The sequence below is a fragment of the Peribacillus sp. NPDC076916 genome, assembly GCF_050269675.1.
Taxonomy (GTDB): domain Bacteria; phylum Bacillota; class Bacilli; order Bacillales; family DSM-1321; genus Peribacillus; species Peribacillus aracenensis.
This window is the reverse complement of record NZ_JBNNIU010000002.1, coordinates 853,688-871,322: the sequence shown is the minus strand read 5'-3', so window position 1 is coordinate 871,322 and position 17,635 is coordinate 853,688. Positions and strand designations below refer to the sequence as shown.

Below are 17,635 nucleotides of genomic sequence, written 5' to 3'. Positions count from 1 at the left end.
AGTCATTTCTTCACTTATTCTATCGAGGTTTTTTTGGAAGAAATGCATATAAAGAAAAGCCCTTTTTAAGGGCCTTTCCGAAGTTATTCACTTTTTTTGAATTGAGATAGTAATTCATCCGCCATTATTTGCGAATCCAAACGAGCCGCTATAAATGGGGGCTGGACCCGATTATTGGACTCGACGGGCAAACCTAGCCAGACAACTCTTTTATCAAAGATGATAAAGGAAAAGAAAACAGGTGAACAAATAAAATGATCAGCGTTGATATCAGGGTTTCTTTTTGCAGAAATGGTCGTCAATTTCACTGTAGGGTTTCGTTTCATCAAATATTGCTGCCATTCTTCTGACAAACTGTTCAAATCTGGAACAGCGATAACCATCTCTTGTTTTGTTGATTCTATATCTTCCTGAAAGTCCCCCAATTTACGGGCATGCATCCATTGCAATTTCGGGTGCTGGTGTTTAACCCATTTTCCAATGTCTTTCTTTGATACAATCTGATCATTTTGAATTTGATGATCGACAAGCTGACGAAGTGTTTTGCTGCGATAAACGTGTTTGTTGACAAATGAAGTGTCACATACATGTACGAACTTACCCTTAGTCCTTGTTATAGCCACGTTAATGAGCCTTTCACTTTCTCTCCCTGTCAATAACATTCCAGCCCTGTTTTGCGGATAACTATCAACTGTGTCAAAGATCATCATCTCACGTTCACTTCCCTGGAAACGATGTACAGTTGCAGCGATGATATCCGCGGTTTGCCGTTCTTTCCCATATAAGTCATCCAATAGTTTTTCCATCAAGTCTGCCTGAGCACGATAAGGGGCAACATAACCAATGGACCTTGATCCGCCCATATAAGCTTCATGAATCAGTTGAAAAGATAAAAGCAATTGCCATACATTCATTCTCGAATGGGATGTCCGTTCAGTAATGCAATATTCCCCTGCTAAGCTAGTATCGAGAAGTGCTGCTGCCTTATTGGCAAACGGTTCCGACATCATTATGCCTTCCCTGCTAGTCGAAACACTTTTATGATCGCCAACAAAATTGTTATAGACGACACGATTAGTGAATGCTGAAATATCCGGATGCATGCGGCGCTGTTCCTTTAATAAGAATAAATGAGGATGGAGTTCTCCTTCTTCAACAGACTGGGCAACACCGGCCCGATGAAATATGTCTTCCTTCAGCCAAAGTTTCACGAGGGAATCGCGAGCCGATGCTATGGGTGGCAATTGTTTGAAATCACCACAAACGATAATATGCTTGGCTAACGCTGCAGCAAAAGCTACCTGAGGTACGTAAGCCATACTCGCTTCGTCCAAAATAACCAGGTCATACTCTTTTTGATAAACCGTTTCATCATTTGCGGCTTTAGCTAAGGTCGTTCCGATGACTTTTGCTTCTTTTACGAATTGAACCTCTTTTTGGCGGATTTTCTCCAAGACTTTGGCCAGCTTTTTCTCTATCTCAATTAATTGATCTGTATCCCTTTTACTGAATGACCCTGCCAAGTCATACTTTAATAGACGTTTTTCTTCGCCAAGCTCTTCTTTTTCTTTAACTAATGTCGGTTCATGTTTCCCTAATAATTGCCCTGTAACAATATCTTCATGGTTGGCTAGTGATTCACCGGTTTGAGATCCATAGCGAAGCACATCGCCTTCTTTGAAACGATCTTTCTTTTTAATGAATGATGAAATTTCAGCCATCATAACATCGACAGCCTGGTTGCTATGGGACAAAACCAGAATTTTTTTATCTTGTAAATAATGATTGGCTACTGTACGAGCCAAGGTATAGGTTTTTCCTGTACCAGGGGGTCCCCAAACAAAAGTGACAGGATTGAACTTCGAGCGCGCATATAATTCTTTCACACTGCTTTGTTTTTCATTTAATGGATGTTTTTGCGGCATGGACGGATCCATCAGGCGCTTGATCCGAAGCCTTTTCCTTTTGCTTCTCTTGATTTCATCCAAGCGCATAATCAATTGTTCCAGCAATTCCCAGGGATCATGGTATAAAAAGGCTTCACCTATCATATCGCCTAAAGAACGATCAAAAACAACGATTATACTTTTCCCCTCTGATGAAAGGATTCTTCCATCCTGTTTAATCCCTCCCCATTCCAGTCGAACGAGGGAACCGACAGGGATTTTTATTGATGAACCTGTTTCAAAATAATAATTGAAAGAACCGTCACTTGTAAGCAGATGGCCGTTTGAAACCAAGTATTTTGTGCTGCCATACTTTTTCAAATGCAGGATCTCAAGTTGTAGTGCCTGCTGCCATTCTTTTATATAATTTACTGTCGAATTCATTTTTCACTTTCCTCACAAAATATGCCATTGAAGTACAAAGAAACTGGCCCATTGGCTAGGCTCCGATGTTTAAAATAACGCTGTCACCATGACTTTTTTCGCGAATAACCTGTTTCTTCAGCATATAAAATAAGGCCCAATCTATTGATTGGGCCTTTCCTACGCCAATGTTTTAACTATACCATTTTTTATAACATCATACCATGGGCTCTTTTGGAAGAAATGGTTTAGATTAACCTTCGGACAAATCAGTGAATTGATCGACCAGATCGCTGAAAATCTTCATTGCATTTTCGATAGGATCAGGTTTAGTTAAATCTACGCCTGTTTTCTTTAGCAGCTCCAATGGGAAATCGGAACTCCCGCTTTTTAAGAATGTCAAATAGCTTTCAAGTGTTTTTTTGTCCCCAGAAAGGATCTTATCGGCGATAGTAATGGCCGAAACGTAACCAGTAGCATATTTGTAGACATAAAACGGACGATAAAAGTGTGGGATGCGTGACCAGCCATACTTCACTTCTTCATCGAAAATTATTTCATCTCCATTATAAGCACGAAATATCGATTCATAGGCTGTATTAAAAACCTCGGCATTTAGAGGTTCATCATTTTCAGCTTTTTCATGTACGATCTTTTCGAACTCCGCAAACATCACCTGTGTGAAGAATGTACCTTTAAAACTATCTATGAAATGGTTAAGTAAGTGTTTTTTCTTCTGTACATCTTTTGTAGTCTTAATTAAATGGCGAATCAAAAGGATTTCATTCACAGTGGAAGCAACTTCCGCGACAAAAATGGAATACCCAGCACTTATTTGCGGTTGGTATTTTGAGCTATAGTATGAATGCATACCATGTCCAGATTCATGAGCAAGTGTAAATACACTATCTAAGTCATCACGGTGATTTAATAAGATGAAAGGGTGAACGCCATAAAGCCCTAAATTGTAAGCACCTGAACGTTTTCCAGGTGTTTCCCTGACGTCGATATATCTTTTTTCCTTAAAGGTTTTCAGGATTGTGATATACTCTTCGCCAAGAGGTTTCAGGGCCTCCACCATCAAAGAAAAACCATCATCGTAGGAAATCTCCTCTTTAGCGCCTTCGACTAATGGTACACTTAAATCATAGGCACGCAATTCTTCTACACCCAACAATTTTTTTCTTAAATGAATGTATTTATGCATGGGTCCGATATTTTGCTTAGTAGACATAATCAAATTATCATAAACTTCTTTTGGAACTTGATCTCCAAATAATGATTTTTCCAAGGCAGATGGATAATTTCTTAGTTTTGACAGATTCACATTATTCTTGATTGCTGTGGAAAGTGTGGAAGCGATTGTATTCTTCAATTGTACATATGGCTGATAATAGGCGAAATAGGCCTCTTTTCTTATATCGCGATCATCGTCTTCAATCAATTTGGAATACATTCCACGCGTCAGCTCTACCCTCTCGCCGTCTACATTCGTAACTTCACCAAATTTAATATCAGCATTGTTTATCATCCCGAACGTTTTTTGAGGTGCTGAAAAGGCTTCGCCTATTTGGGAAAGCACCTCTTCTTGTTCTTTCGTTAACACATGGGCTTTATAGCGGAAGGAATCCAGTAGATCCTCCTCAAAATATTTCAAACCCTCGATTTCATTTATGTACCCTTTTAATGTGCGTTCTTCCAGGCTCAAAAGAAAAGGCATAAAAAATGCAGAAGCATTGCTTATTTTCTGCCCTAACTTACCAGCCCGATCCAGTAATGCTTGTGATGAGGTTACCCGTGTATCCAAATCCGCTTGAAGCATGGCAAAAACATATAGCTTGTTATAAATGTACCCAAGTTCCTCACTTAATCGTAAATACTCGAACAAATCTTGAGCTGACTGAATATGTCCATCGTAAGTTTTTAATTTCTCTGTCATCTTCAGGACTTCTTGATAATCTTTTTCCCAATTAGACTCATCATCGTAAATATCTTTTAAATTCCATGTTTCTTCCACTTTTATTTCGTCACGTGATTTAAACGTTTGCATATTGTCTGCACTTCCTTTCATGCTTATAGGCTTACCCTTTATTATAATCGACTTTCAGAAAAATCTGCATAGAAAAACCAGTATGCTAAAAATACATACTGGTTTCGCCTTTTATAATTAGAATTTTGCTGCAGTTTCAGCCACTTTCGCCAATCCTTCTGCAACGATATCCTGTGAGCGATCTGGGTATTGATTATGTCCCTCAATTACGACTGTTTCTGGGTTTGTTATACCCCATAAGTTCAAATTCATCGTTACGTATTTCTCTGCCATTTCGCCAGCATCCATTCCAGGCAATGCATAATCGGATCCGCGTGCATTAAGTAATGCCACTTTTTTACCTCCAACTAAGCCGACTGGGCCTTCAGCTGTATATTTGAATGTTGTTCCCGCTTGAGCAAGATAAGAAATATAAGTTACCAATGGTGCTGGAACCGTTGCATTCCATAGTGGGAAGGCAAATACTACTTTATCGGCAGCAAGGAATTGATTCAAGTATTGTTGCACGATATCGGCAATCTTCACTTCTTCTTCAGTCAATTCCATACCTTGGCTGCGTTTATATAGAGCAGTTATTGCTGTATTTCCGTAGTAAGGTAAGTTCAGGTTAAATAAATCCAATTCAGTTATTTCATCGTTACTATTTGCTTCCTTATATGTGTTCAAAAACGTTTCATACATTTTGACACTAATAGCTTGATCCGCTGGGCGGTCATTTGATTTAACAAATAATACTTTAGACATTTTTGTTCCCCCAATTGTTAATTTTGTATGTTATTAAAAAAATAGCATTTAATCCATATATCTCGAATTAACTGCAATTGCTACTTTCACATTATAAAACCGAAAATCCAATAAGGCAAGAAATTTGTTTTTTATTTTCAAATGTCCATTTCATGAATTTTCACGGATTGATTTTTTATTCCCAATTCCTTCCAAGTAAGATACAAAAAAACCGAGAGCAATTTGCTCTCGGTTAAGTTAACTCTTTATGATGGAAGGGGCACTTACCTTTTATCGGTTCTATATCATCCCCTATGAAAAATTGTTTCCATTCATTATGATTTACATCTCCAAAGTGACTGATATCAGGATGTTTAGGAAGGTTATCCCATTTCTCCACTCGTTCCCGAACCTTTTCACGCGACATGATTCCGCCTTTTTCCGTTCCTTCCAGGCCTTCAAAGATCATCCTGGGTTGGAATCCAAGTACAAGGCTATTTCCTAAATCTCGGGTTTTGCGCTGTTTATAAGCAGGTGCATTACCAAAGACGAAGATTGGTTCCCCTGCAAAATGATAGTCCCATAAATAATGCTCGGGATCTTTCGGCGTTTCGATTGGCCAAGGTTTTTCATCTGCTTTATGCAGGTATTGCAGGATATCCCAAAACCTTTTACGGTAAAATTCTATATCACCCTCTATCGATTCAGGCTCCATAAAGACAAAAAGACCATGCCTGATATATGGTGGTTCCTGAAATAAATCAAGAAAGCTTTCCACTGCTTTTGGGAGATTGGACCAATCTTCCTGTGTGATATAAGCATAACGAAGTTCCCCTTTATTTTCAGCTTTCATACCAAAATAACAAGGAAAGGTTTTATCGGTCACTGTATTATGGAATGTTTGATATTCCTTTATTAACCATTGCGGCACTCGATCGGGATTTGTCATATCTTCTTTTGTTAACAAACTTGAATTAGCAGTCAGCATCATTTTTCTCCTTACATCATTTTATTATATGTTACCCGCTTTGAATAAACTAAAACTTCTTCTGACTGGAATAAACTCAATCAATCGTATCCTATATAATTACTTCATTAGTTAAGAGATTATGACTGCCTCCCGATTCATCGGGATTCAATTAAAAACTTTCGATCTGCCTATTGATCATTTTCTTTACATTGGGATAACCTAAGAAAAAAATAGGAGTGATGCAAATTGGCAAGGAGAAGGAAAATTCTAGTATCTGAAGCGCGAAAAGGACTCGATGATCTAAAAGCCAAGGTTGCTGGTACAAAGAATCCCGAAGAAGCAAAGTTTGAAGTAGCAAAAGAAATGGGCGTACCGCTGAAAAAGGATTATAACGGAGAACTGACCTCCAAGCAGAATGGAAAAATAGGCGGAAAGTTAGGCGGAGGCATGGTCAAGGAACTTATAAAGATGGCACAGGAAAACTTAGGAAAAAAACATTAAAAGAGCCGATTCCGGTTGGGGTTGCTCATTCAAAAGATCATATATTAAACGAACTGAATGAACGAAAAATTTCGGGACTTAATACATGGCAATCATTACTCAACGCAAAAGAGCCAACCTTTATAGGCTGGCTTTTTTTAGTATTAATTAATTCTCACGGGTGTAACTCTTGAAGCTACTGACATAATTAATTCCTCCGACATCGGGTAATTAGTGGCAGCTGGATCCGTCATTACTGCTTTAAGAATTCTTCCCATATCTGAATGGTCAATTCCATAGGCGCCGAAGTCGGAAGGCAGCCCTAGATCAGATAGGAAAACACGGAGCTTTTCTACCACTTTCGCTAAGATCCCTTTTGAATCTTCATCATGTATTTTCACATTAAAGGCTTCGGCCATAAAATGGGCCTTTGGAAGATATAAATCCGGATTTGTTTCCATGACGACCGGTAATAATACGGCATTAGCCAAACCATGCGGAATACGGAATAACGCCCCATATGCGTGGGCAAAGTTATGAACTGGAATCGCATTCAGTGCACTGCAAAATGCAGTGATTCCCATCATGCTTCCATGAAGCATCTCCATTCTGGCCTCAATATTCGTTCCGTCCTTTACGGCCCTCGGTAAGTTTCTTTCAATAACTCGAATGGCCTGATAAGCATACGCATCGGTTATTGTTGTCGCTGCAGGTGAAACGATCGCTTCAATTGCATGTGTCAATGCATCTGCACCAGTAAACGCCGTAATGTCAGATGGCAGTCCGACTGTTAATTCGGGATCTAGAATGGCAACATCCGAACTTAAAAAAACATTGTATATATTCATTTTGACTTTTTTACGTTCATTATATATGACTGCGATCGGGGATACTTCAGAACCGGTCCCTGCTGTTGTGGCTACGGAAATATGCGGGATATTCATGGATTGCGCTTTTGGAAAACCCTCATACAGATAACCGCTTGGTATCGAATCATTTATATCCGTAATTCCTTTATATAATCCGAATTTCAATGCCTTTGCTGTATCGATGACACTCCCTCCACCAATGGCAAGTATGGCATCGGCATTCACTTCGCGTGCATATTTCAATGCTTCGTTTACACATTCACTAGCTGCGTCTTGTGTAACATCCAGAAACAGTCCAACTATTTCAGCTTTGGCACCTAATTTCTGTTGCTCAAAAGTTTCGGCAACTTTTTTAACTACACCTGCATTTTCCAAGCCGGCATCACTCACGAGAAGAATCCTTTTGGCCCCGAAACCATTGAATAGGGCCGGAATGAGTGAACGAGTGTTAGTGCCACTGTAAACTGAATACCTTAACCAAAAATTCGAATGAGCGTTTACCTTCATAAAATTTCACCTCAGATATACTAGTTTATAATCGCAATTAAGAATTGTTCATGCCCGGCTATCAAGTTTCTAATGGCCAGTCATTATGAAATGTAAAATGGACACTAAGCTTGTCTCTTTTATCCTTTATATAACCCCATATTCCTTTTCGTTAGTTTGATAGATCTCTTCAATCCCCTTTCCTTTTGCCCTGGCTAAAATCTCCATCCGTACTGTTAATTGTTTCATGGTAAAATTCAATATAGCTTGTTGGTCATTATCAAATGGATTTCCTAACAGATCATATCCCTCAGTATTTAACGCGATGGCCAGTGGTGAAAGTTCCTCCATTCGCTTTTCAACCTGTTTAAAGATATGCGGATGTTCACTGATGATTCTCTGTAGAAGGAAGGTCCCGTAAGCAATATGGCGTGATTCATCCTTCTTCAAAAGACCCACACCTTTTAATAAACCCGGCATCATTTTATTTGCTTCGAGGGTCTGATAAAACCCAAAGTATCCAGTTTCTGCAAGCACACCCTCTGTAAACATATTATAAACAGTGGCTGCTTCTGCCAATGCTTCAGGGGATTGATCGGATAAAAGTTTCTCCATGGCTTCAGGCAATATTTCATAAAAAATCGATTTATAAGTGTCTGAGTGATAAACCGTCAAATCACCCGTTTCACCTATTTGATCTAATGTATAACGAAAGAACTCCATATGCTTCGCTTCCTCGAACAGAAATGTCGTTAAGTACATTTCTTCTTCAATCCTGCCTTCCTTGGCAATCGTCATAATTAAGGGAAGCAAATCCAAAGTCACCGCTTCTTCTCCCCCCTGAAAAAGGGAAATGATCCTTAATAACACTTGCCTTTCAATATCAGTAAATGACTTCCAATCTTCTTTATCCTGGTTGAAATCAATGTCACGAGGATTCCATATACCGAATTTCTTTGCCTTTTGATAAAGTTTAAATGGTAGGGAATCTTCTTTAAAACTCCTGCTGGTGGTCGTTAAATTCATTCTTTTCATGGTAATGCCTCCTTGAAATTATGAACTTTGAACTTTTGAATCTCTGGATTTTTTAAATTTGTAAGAGTTTTCATTATATTGTAAGATATTAGTAGCGTTTATCCTAGCACTGAAAATGTAGGGAGGAATAAAGTCGAATGCTTGAGGAAACTCTGTTGAATCATGTAAAAAAGATATCCCAACAAAAAGATATGGCAAATAAATCACAAATGATTGTAAAGGGCTGTGTGGATTTTTTTTCATTTCAACGAGCATCTTTATTCAGTTATTCATGTTTAACGGGAATGGGTGAAGGAATTTGTGCATGTACAAGTGAAGATACCTTTTCATTACATAATGTTAGAGAAAATATTCATGATATATACCCCATCCACCAAGCAGTCATCCATAACAAACCCATGTACTTAACCATTCAGCATGCAAAATCCTCCATCCCTGCAAAATACGTTAAAAGATTTTCCATCTCATCATTGGCAATCATTCCGATAATTGTGAATGACTTGGCCATCGGTTTAGTTTTGGTCGACCCCATTCACGCTAACGAGCCAATTACCAAGAATGATTTAAATAAGCTTTCCCATTATTTAAAACTGGCTGTCGGTTCAACAATGGATTCCGCCCCTCCCACTTACCTTCTAAGCAAACGTGAAGTGGAGGTCCTTCAATATTTAGCCAATGGAATGGGATTAAAGCAAATGGCACCAAAAATGAGCGTTAGTGAATTTACCGTCAGAGATCATATTTCTTCTGCTATCAGGAAATTGGGAGTGAATCATCGGACAGAGGCCGTCGCGGTTGCCATAAGAAACAAAATGATTATGTGAAAACAAAAAAAAACCTTCAAAGAAGGTTTTTTTTTTTTAGTATTATTGAGTCACTTTTTCTTCTACTTTCGCAGTCCAGTTCAACTCGTCTGCGACTTTACCTGTTTGCACACCTGTCAGTGTATCATAAAGCTTTCTAGAAAGTTCTCCAGTTTCCCCGCTTTGAACAATCATTTCTTCACCATTCCACAAAAATTCACCAATTGGTGAAATGACCGCGGCTGTACCCGTTCCAAAGGCCTCTTCCAATTGACCTAATTTATAGGCTTCATGGACTTCCTCCATCGAAATGCGTCTTTCCGACACAGGAAGGCCCCAATGTTTCAGCAATTCGATAATGGAATCACGAGTAATACCCGGAAGGATACTTCCATTTAAAGCAGGAGTGATAATTTCACCATTAATTTTGAAGAAAACATTCATGCTTCCAACTTCTTCAATATACTTTTTCTCTACTCCGTCTAACCAAAGAACTTGGGCATAGCCCATCTTTTCGGATACTTCTTGGGCTTTCAGGCTCGAGGCATAATTACCGCCCGTTTTGGCTTCACCCGTACCTCCATTAACTGCACGTGTGAAGGCTGACTCCACTGCAATTTTAACTGGATGAATACCTTCTTTATAATACGAGCCCACTGGTGACATGATGATGATGAACTGATATTTATCCGATGGAGAAACTCCTAGATATGGTTCAGTAGCTATAATGAATGGCCTGATATATAAGGATGTCCCTTCTGCCTGGGGAACCCAATCCTTATCAACGCTAATTAAAGTCTTTAAGGCCTTCAACGCAAAATCAACGTCGATATCCGGTATGCATAATCGGCTATTTGAACTATTTAAGCGTTGGAAATTCTTTTCCGGACGGAATAAGATAATTTCATCCTCAGGTGTTGCATATGCTTTCAATCCTTCAAAAACGGATTGACCATAGTGAAAAATCATAGCTGACGGCTCTAATGAGAGCGGTTGATAAGGAACAATTCTTGGATCATGCCACCCTTGCCCTTGTGTATAATCCATTATAAACATATGATCGGTAAACTGCTTACCGAACTCAAGCTGGTCCGCCTGTGGCTTTTCTTTCTTTGTTGTACTAAGCGTGATTTGCATGTCATGTTCCTTCATTACCAAAACCCCTTGTTGATTAAATTTACAAGATTTCACTTCCATAAAATCTATCTTTAATTAGTTTACTCCTATCATGAATCATAGTTCAAGCCTTCAAGACGAAATTTTCGGAATTTTTTCAAAATAAATGGAATTTTTTTGATTTCCAGACTATGATTCCTGAAAAAAGGATGAATTATTCCTGAAATCTCTCAAAAAATATCAATTCCGATTGTTCGCTAAGGTGTCCTGAAATAGTGAATATTAGATTAATTTTACCAAAATAATTAAAATAAAGCCAATGAGAATAATTCTAGTTATTTAACCATGGCACCTTAAGTAAATTCATTCGTTTTCCTTTTTGCAAACATAAATAAAAAGATATGCAGCAACTTCGTGATTACAGGTGCTCTAAAAACACTTAAAGCTGATACCTACAAACTTATATATATTATATAACACCTTAGAAAATATAACTTTTTTAGATTCATAAAGTGGCTTTTTCGTGCCATTCCCAATTTTAATCAAATGGAATAAAGAGGGAAATTTCGCAAAATTCAATTTAGTAGTTTACTACTAAATAATAATCTTATATACTTATCCCACAAGATAGATAAAACGCATGCAAAATGAGATATTATAGATAAAACGCATGCAACTTTCTTATTTTTGACGAAAAGGGGTAACAACATGACAAAAAACAGATGGTTAATCGCTTTATCAGCTATCGCCATTCACCTTTCCATTGGTGGTGCGTACGCCTATAGCGTATACAAAAAACCGTTAGTTGAGACTATGGGGTGGTCAGAAACTGAAGTAACGTTAGCATTCACAATAATGATGGCGCTTGCAGGAACTTCTGCAGCCTTCTTTGGTAAATTCGTGGAAAAAAATGGTCCGAGAAAGTCAGCTATGGTCGCAGCTGTATTATTCGGTTTAGGACAAGCCGGTTCCGGTTTAGCAGTAATGGTCGATTCACTTCCGCTATACCTATTGACATATGGGGTGTTAAGTGGACTTGGCATGGGGATCGGGTACATTTCACCTGTATCCACTTTAGTCAAATGGTTCCCAGATCGCCGGGGATTGGCAACAGGAATGGCAGTATTAGGATTCGGTGCCGGAGCTCTCATTACAGCCCCAGTAGCTGCAAGCCTTATGGAATCCGTTGGCATTTATACTACCTATTATATTTTAGGAGCAGGCTATTTCATACTGATGTTCTTAGGTGCATCCTATATTGCACCTCCAAAGGCCAACTGGCTACCTGAAGGAATGAAGAAAGATATTGAATCCGGTAAGAAAGAACTAAAGAAAGACCTAAGGCAATTAACTGCAAAAGAAGCGGTTAAAACGAAACACTTCTGGATGTTATGGTCCATGAAATTGATAAATACAAGTGCAGGAATCATGATGATTTCTGTAGCTTCACCTATGGCTCAAGACGTTGTTGGTCTGTCTGTAGCAGGTGCAGCAACATTAGTCGGCATTATGGGAATCTTCAATGGCGGAGGAAGACTTGGCTGGGCAGCAGCATCTGATTATATTGGCCGTCCAAATGTTTTCGTCATTTTCTTCATCATTCAAATCGGAGCGTTCCTGTTACTTCCAACGACTACAAATACACTATTGTTCCAAGGACTTATCTTGCTGGTCGTTAGTTGTTATGGTGGAGGGTTTTCAAATCTCCCTGCGTTTGCCGGGGATTTATTTGGTACTAAGGAAATTGGGGCCATCCACGGTTATCTTTTAACTACGTGGTCTCTAGGTGGGGTTTGCGGACCAATGTTGGTTACTGCAATCAGGGAAAGTACGAACAGCTACATCCCGGTATTCTACGTTTTCGCAGTATTAATAGCGATAGCATTCGTCATCTCCATCTGGCTGCGTCTCGACATTAAAAAAATGCAAAGAGCACAGAATCAAGGAGTAACGAACACATTAAGTCAAATATCCTAATTTAAAAACTTGCAAAAAGGCATTATCAAGTAAACTTCCCTAAACGGAATTTACCTTTGATGATGCCTTTTTTAGTTTGTTTATGGTTATTACGGTGTATCTTTTTGAACTGTAGCACAACCGAAGATTTTATGGAATATGCCATCACCCCGGAATGTTTGCTCGTACAGTTGTGATCATTTCTAATGCAGTAGCCTTGGGAAATGCAGTTAGCTGTGCAATCCTTATAGGCGGACTTTATTGAGGACTTATGCACGTAAAGGCAGGAAAACGAAAAAGTAATGATGAACGTTTATCATTCATCTTTAATTCGATTGGAATGTTTCACTTTTGAATCTAATCACCTGATTTAAAAAGCTGGAATTCGTATTTCTTATACTTTTATGGAATTCCGATAGCTAAAGCAGCAACCAAACGAAGCTGTTGGAATTGAATACAAGACTTTCACTGTGAATGATGGTTAATTTTTAAAAAAATATCGGTGCCGGTTTATAAAGTTTAACATTAAGCTAAATCAGGGAATCAAGTAAGAGATGGATTTAGGGGGGATTGTCTTGTGGATCAATAAACCGTTTTTCAAATATGCATGCGCGACCATTTTGATCATTTTAATTATTTTTTTACTAGGTAAGATTGATTACGTTCTGCTGCCGCTACAAAAAATCATTGCTGCCATGTTTTTCCCTATTATTGTGGCTGGGCTTTTATACTATATTTTACGGCCGGTAGTTAACTTATTAACTGAATTTATCCCGAGGTCAATTAGCATCTTCACCGTGTTTTTGATTATATTTAGCATGATTGGGATGGTAAGTTACTTTGGAAGTCCTGTAATCGTGGACCAATTTCAAAAATTATCTGAAACCCTTCCAAGCAAAGTCAAGGAATTCTCTAAAGAATCTGAAGTCATGATTGAGAAAAATGATTTTGGCATGGTTAATATGGAAGATCTAAAAGAAAAAACGGTCACGCATTTGAAAGATTACTCGGAAAAACTAATAGTGAATGTCAATACCATTTTTTCCACGATTACGAGTGTATTAACAGTATTGGTCATTACACCATTCATTTTATTCTATTTCTTGAAGGATGGAGATAAATTAAGACCATTTCTATTAAAATATATACCGAACGATGTTGAATCAGAGGGAAACACGATATTAAAAGATGTCGATAAAGCCCTTTCAACTTATATTATCGGTCAATTCATCATATCAATCGTCATTGGGACTTTGATGTATATCGGCTACTTGATTATCGGTCTCGATTATGCACTCGTATTAGCCATATTCGCCATGATTTTTACCGTTGTACCATTCCTTGGTCCCTTAATAAGCATCATCCCTGCCCTTTTCATTGCCTTACAGCAAGACATTGGGTTGGCAGTGAAAGTACTCATTGTCCTTACCGTTGTTCAACAGGTCGAAGGGCACTTGGTTACACCGAATATTATGGGAAAACGGCTTAACATTCACCCGCTTACCATTATCTTATTGCTGCTTGCTGCTGGATCAATTTACGGTTTCATTGGCATTTTAATCGCTATCCCCACTTATTCTGTAGTAAAAACAATTATAGGGAATTTCAGGAAATTTTATAGATTACGAAAAGGGGTTACTTAATTAAGGAGCTGTATCCTTAGTAGTCCTAATTAGAAGTATTTTTTAAAAAAAGGACATCTTATCAACGCTTCAGATTGTAGGTATAGTAACCTCTATGAGAAGCGGGTTGGCTTTAGTTTTTTTCTTGAAAAGTGTTCAGTTGAATCCAATAAGTTTACCTTGAACTTTAAAAAAACATTCCAGTTGATTGGAACGGAAGGCGCGAGACTCCTGCGGGAAACGCGCCAAGGGAGACCCCATAGGCGTTAAGAGCGCTGTGGAGGCTCCCGGACCGCCCGCGGAAAGCGAGTGCCTGGAGTGGAAATGAAAGTTCAATTTCACAAACCTCCAAAAAGTTCCTGTTGATTTCAAACGGTAACAAGAAGGATAACCTATTTTTGTTTTAAAATCATGGTTCGGGTGAGACCATCCCCCTTTTGTACACAAAATAAAAACGTTGATAATTCTATCAACGTTTGTTTAATAATTTTTTAACAATGCTTTTAAAAAAGGCTTTGTAACTTTTCTTTTTGACAACTTGCTGGACATGATATTTCTTCTCGATATAAATTTCCTCTTTATTTATGGCATTATGTTCTGCTAATACCAGACCCAAGTCGGAGTTATGATCTTTATTCAGGACAATTTTGTATGGGATATTATGACTCATTGCCAATTTTATATATTTCCCTAAATATTGATAGTCCATCTGACCATTTAAAAATAAATTTGAACGGGGATGCTGCTTCATCATTTGCTCTATCTCCGGATATACATTCGTTTCAAAGACTTGGCTTTTTTTTAGGACGATGACGACGCGCTCCCGTAATGTGCCCAGAAATTCCCTGCGTTCACCAGGCTTGATTTCTTTTGGACCATGGATGCCTTGTTCTAGATAGTCCTCCACCTTTAGGCGTGACAATTCTTCCCCACCTCCGCTTTCACATCAATAATGTATGTAATATGGCCAAAAATAGTGCCCATCATTTCTACGTTTGCCAAAAAAGCAGAAAGTTGCCCTTATTTTAATATTACATATTTTTAGTCTACCCCCACTTTAAAAAATTGTCACTTTAGCTCCACTTCATGCATAGGATAGTGTATGTGTAAATGTAGGTTGCTTAAATGAGGGACGGGGAAAAACATGAAGAAATTGATGGTATTTATATTAATATTCGCTTTTAGTTTTGTTGGGTTCAGTAATACTTCAGATGCGGCAGCAAGGCAACTGATTATCATCAATAAAGCCAATAATCAGCTTGCCTATTACGAAAATGATAATTTGGTGAGGGTTTTCAGCGTGGCGACAGGAAAGAAAGCCTCCTACACCCCTGAAGGAAAGTTCAAGGTAGTGACAAAGATTGTGAATCGTCCCTATTATAAAGGCAACATTAGAGGCGGAGACCCAAAAAACCCTCTAGGTAAAAGATGGCTCGGGATCAATGCAAGGAATACACCAGGAAATACCTACGCAATACACGGAAATAATGATCCTGCCACCATTGGGAAATATATAAGTGCCGGTTGTATTCGTATGTATAACAATGATGTTCAATGGCTGTACGAAAGGGTGAAAATGAATACTGTAGTGTTGATTGCCAGTTCGAATAAATCATTTGCCACCATAGCTGCCACGAATGGCTATAAAGTGAGCGGATCTGTGAGCCTACCCGTAAATACCAGCCCTTCCCTGAAGAAAGGAAGCAGTGGCCCCAAAGTAATTGAACTGCAAAAAAGATTAACTAAACTTGGATACAGCACTAAAGGAGTAGATGGGTCATTTGGAAAAAATACTGAAGTTGCTGTAAAGAAATTCCAAAAATCCAAAAAGCTCACTTCAGATGGAGTCGTCGGACCAAAAACGAAAAAAGCGCTTGGACTTAAATAATTTTCAATACCGATATCCACTGTTTAGAGGATATCTTTTTTTATGTTTTAATTGTACAACCTATACATTATTACCCATATCGTCTTTATTTTCCCACCATCGGTTATTGACTTTATGTTATAATTTATACATCAACAGCTAATCATAATCGCACTGTCATTACATACAAGGAGGTAATACAAATGTACGATGAAATTCTCGTAACATCCATTAAAGCAATTTTTGTAATAGGCACCATCGCGATGTTTGTGATTTTAGGATTCGTAAAAGGACGCCGTTTTTAACTTTATCTAAAATATCCTCACCTGCCTGATTACATGTATAATTTTATACCGGTAATCAGGTTATTTTTCACTCAAAAAAAAAAGCATATCCTCTCTGGGCATGCTTTTCCTTACCAATTCCAATAATCCGTTTTATCTAAAAGTTGATCGATGTCAAATGTATCAAGATGGAATGGAACTGACTCTTCCGCAATCGCTTCAGTGGCTGACAATAATTGGTCGATATCAATAATGGCCAAAACAGTCCTCTCCTTTTTTTAATGGTATTTACCCTCATTTTCATTACATTAAACACTTCGTTCAAAAGAAATTTTATTTGAGGGTATCCTTTAAATTTTACATTTGACATTCATTTTAGATGCAGTGAATCTTTTTCAGATCCTTCCTGAGAAAGCGTATGTATCAATTTAACCAGCTTATAAAAAGTCCCGCTGCAGATTGTAACCTCGGGCAGATTATGAAATATTGATTTTTTATTAATATGATAATTGTCTTTCTCGGGTGAATACACTATAATTTTCTTATTTAAAGATAAAGCATATCCAAGCTCATATAGATTACCTTTACCTGCTGTTAGGAAGATCAGCATGAAATCGGCTTCCTCAATCCCTTTTTTTTCATATTCTCCAATGCCGTCCTTTATTTGGTTTTTTTCATCATTCGTAATTAAATTCAAGTCATTCACACAAGTAAACCCTTTTGAAGTCAATTTCTTGATCAATGACCTTACTTGCTTCAAATTTTTTTCGTCTGATGCTATATAATATTTCACACATACACCTCCAAAATAAATAACTATTGATACTTTTTACCTATGTTACCTATACTATACATATTCGTTATAAAGAACGCAATATCCTTTCCCCAAAAATAAAAAATATTTAAAGGGGTTAAAGCGAACCAAAAAACCATCATTCCTTTTTCAGGCAATGATGGTTTATCAAATATGCAGTGGAATCATTTCCACCGTCGAATCAGCTTACTCAAAAAATAATAAACTATGTACAAAATTTGGTTTGACATTCCGGGTTATAAAATGTTCAT

The 17,635-nt window shown here is 38.0% G+C and carries 15 protein-coding genes; 5 read left to right on the top strand and 10 right to left on the bottom strand.

The features are described from left to right. Positions 1-83: 83 nt before the first annotated feature. The 4 genes from ACQKFG_RS09130 to ACQKFG_RS09115 all read right to left on the bottom strand — a co-directional run bounded on the left by ACQKFG_RS09130 (position 84) and on the right by ACQKFG_RS09115 (position 6,070). On the bottom strand, positions 84-2,330 hold the full coding sequence (locus ACQKFG_RS09130) for an AAA domain-containing protein (RefSeq protein WP_427558063.1): 2,247 nt from the start codon (positions 2,328-2,330) through the stop codon (positions 84-86). 232 nt (positions 2,331-2,562) lie between these two features. Continuing rightward, positions 2,563-4,359, bottom strand: a complete 1,797-nt coding sequence (pepF, locus tag ACQKFG_RS09125) for an oligoendopeptidase F (protein ID WP_427558060.1) — start codon at positions 4,357-4,359, stop codon at positions 2,563-2,565. A 117-nt stretch (positions 4,360-4,476) separates the two neighbouring features. Continuing rightward, positions 4,477-5,103, bottom strand: coding sequence for an FMN-dependent NADH-azoreductase (locus ACQKFG_RS09120; RefSeq protein ID WP_192204950.1), 627 nt, complete (start codon positions 5,101-5,103; stop codon positions 4,477-4,479). Positions 5,104-5,335: 232 nt separating this feature from the next. Continuing rightward, entirely contained in the window at positions 5,336-6,070 is a 735-nt protein-coding gene (locus ACQKFG_RS09115) for a YqcI/YcgG family protein (protein ID WP_192204951.1), read from the bottom strand. A 228-nt stretch (positions 6,071-6,298) separates the two neighbouring features. On the opposite strand from ACQKFG_RS09115, the gene ACQKFG_RS09110 reads away from it, so the two are divergent. Beyond that, complete coding sequence (locus tag ACQKFG_RS09110) at positions 6,299-6,553, top strand: alpha/beta-type small acid-soluble spore protein (RefSeq protein WP_076369546.1); 255 nt, start codon at positions 6,299-6,301, stop codon at positions 6,551-6,553. Positions 6,554-6,696: 143 nt separating this feature from the next. On the opposite strand, the gene ACQKFG_RS09105 is transcribed toward ACQKFG_RS09110, so the two are convergent. Together ACQKFG_RS09105 and ACQKFG_RS09100 are read right to left on the bottom strand one after the other, a co-directional pair. Then, a complete protein-coding gene (locus ACQKFG_RS09105) occupies positions 6,697-7,908 on the bottom strand; it encodes an iron-containing alcohol dehydrogenase (RefSeq protein WP_427558055.1) in 1,212 nt (403 codons plus the stop codon). A gap of 126 nt (positions 7,909-8,034) precedes the next feature. Then, positions 8,035-8,922: a R2-like ligand-binding oxidase gene (locus tag ACQKFG_RS09100; RefSeq protein WP_192204953.1), complete on the bottom strand. Its 888-nt coding sequence runs from the start codon at positions 8,920-8,922 to the stop codon at positions 8,035-8,037. A 137-nt stretch (positions 8,923-9,059) separates the two neighbouring features. Between ACQKFG_RS09100 and ACQKFG_RS09095 the strand changes: the two genes are divergently transcribed. Further along, positions 9,060-9,746 carry a response regulator transcription factor gene (locus ACQKFG_RS09095; RefSeq protein WP_353872074.1) on the top strand — a complete coding sequence of 229 codons (687 nt, stop codon included), beginning with the start codon at positions 9,060-9,062 and terminating at the stop codon, positions 9,744-9,746. Positions 9,747-9,788: 42 nt separating this feature from the next. Here the strand turns inward: ACQKFG_RS09095 and ACQKFG_RS09090 are convergent, their stop codons facing one another. Next, entirely contained in the window at positions 9,789-10,877 is a 1,089-nt protein-coding gene (locus tag ACQKFG_RS09090) for a branched-chain amino acid aminotransferase (protein WP_141994439.1), read from the bottom strand. A gap of 672 nt (positions 10,878-11,549) precedes the next feature. Here ACQKFG_RS09090 and ACQKFG_RS09085 point away from each other — a divergent pair. Continuing rightward, on the top strand, positions 11,550-12,818 hold the full coding sequence (locus ACQKFG_RS09085; RefSeq protein WP_353872075.1) for an L-lactate MFS transporter: 1,269 nt from the start codon (positions 11,550-11,552) through the stop codon (positions 12,816-12,818). Positions 12,819-13,372: 554 nt separating this feature from the next. Beyond that, complete coding sequence (locus ACQKFG_RS09080; protein WP_427558050.1) at positions 13,373-14,440, top strand: AI-2E family transporter; 1,068 nt, start codon at positions 13,373-13,375, stop codon at positions 14,438-14,440. A gap of 448 nt (positions 14,441-14,888) precedes the next feature. Here ACQKFG_RS09080 and ACQKFG_RS09075 read toward each other — a convergent pair whose 3' ends face one another. Further along, complete coding sequence (locus ACQKFG_RS09075) at positions 14,889-15,341, bottom strand: YueI family protein (RefSeq protein ID WP_349728351.1); 453 nt, start codon at positions 15,339-15,341, stop codon at positions 14,889-14,891. Between the two features lie 222 nt (positions 15,342-15,563). On the opposite strand from ACQKFG_RS09075, the gene ACQKFG_RS09070 reads away from it, so the two are divergent. Further along, complete coding sequence (locus ACQKFG_RS09070) at positions 15,564-16,307, top strand: L,D-transpeptidase family protein (RefSeq protein ID WP_427558047.1); 744 nt, start codon at positions 15,564-15,566, stop codon at positions 16,305-16,307. Between the two features lie 394 nt (positions 16,308-16,701). On the opposite strand, the gene ACQKFG_RS09065 is transcribed toward ACQKFG_RS09070, so the two are convergent. Both ACQKFG_RS09065 and ACQKFG_RS09060 read right to left on the bottom strand, forming a co-directional pair. Next, a complete protein-coding gene (locus ACQKFG_RS09065; RefSeq protein ID WP_260398137.1) occupies positions 16,702-16,830 on the bottom strand; it encodes a hypothetical protein in 129 nt (42 codons plus the stop codon). Between the two features lie 110 nt (positions 16,831-16,940). Continuing rightward, positions 16,941-17,384 carry a nucleoside 2-deoxyribosyltransferase gene (locus ACQKFG_RS09060; protein ID WP_349728572.1) on the bottom strand — a complete coding sequence of 148 codons (444 nt, stop codon included), beginning with the start codon at positions 17,382-17,384 and terminating at the stop codon, positions 16,941-16,943. Positions 17,385-17,635 lie beyond the last annotated feature (251 nt).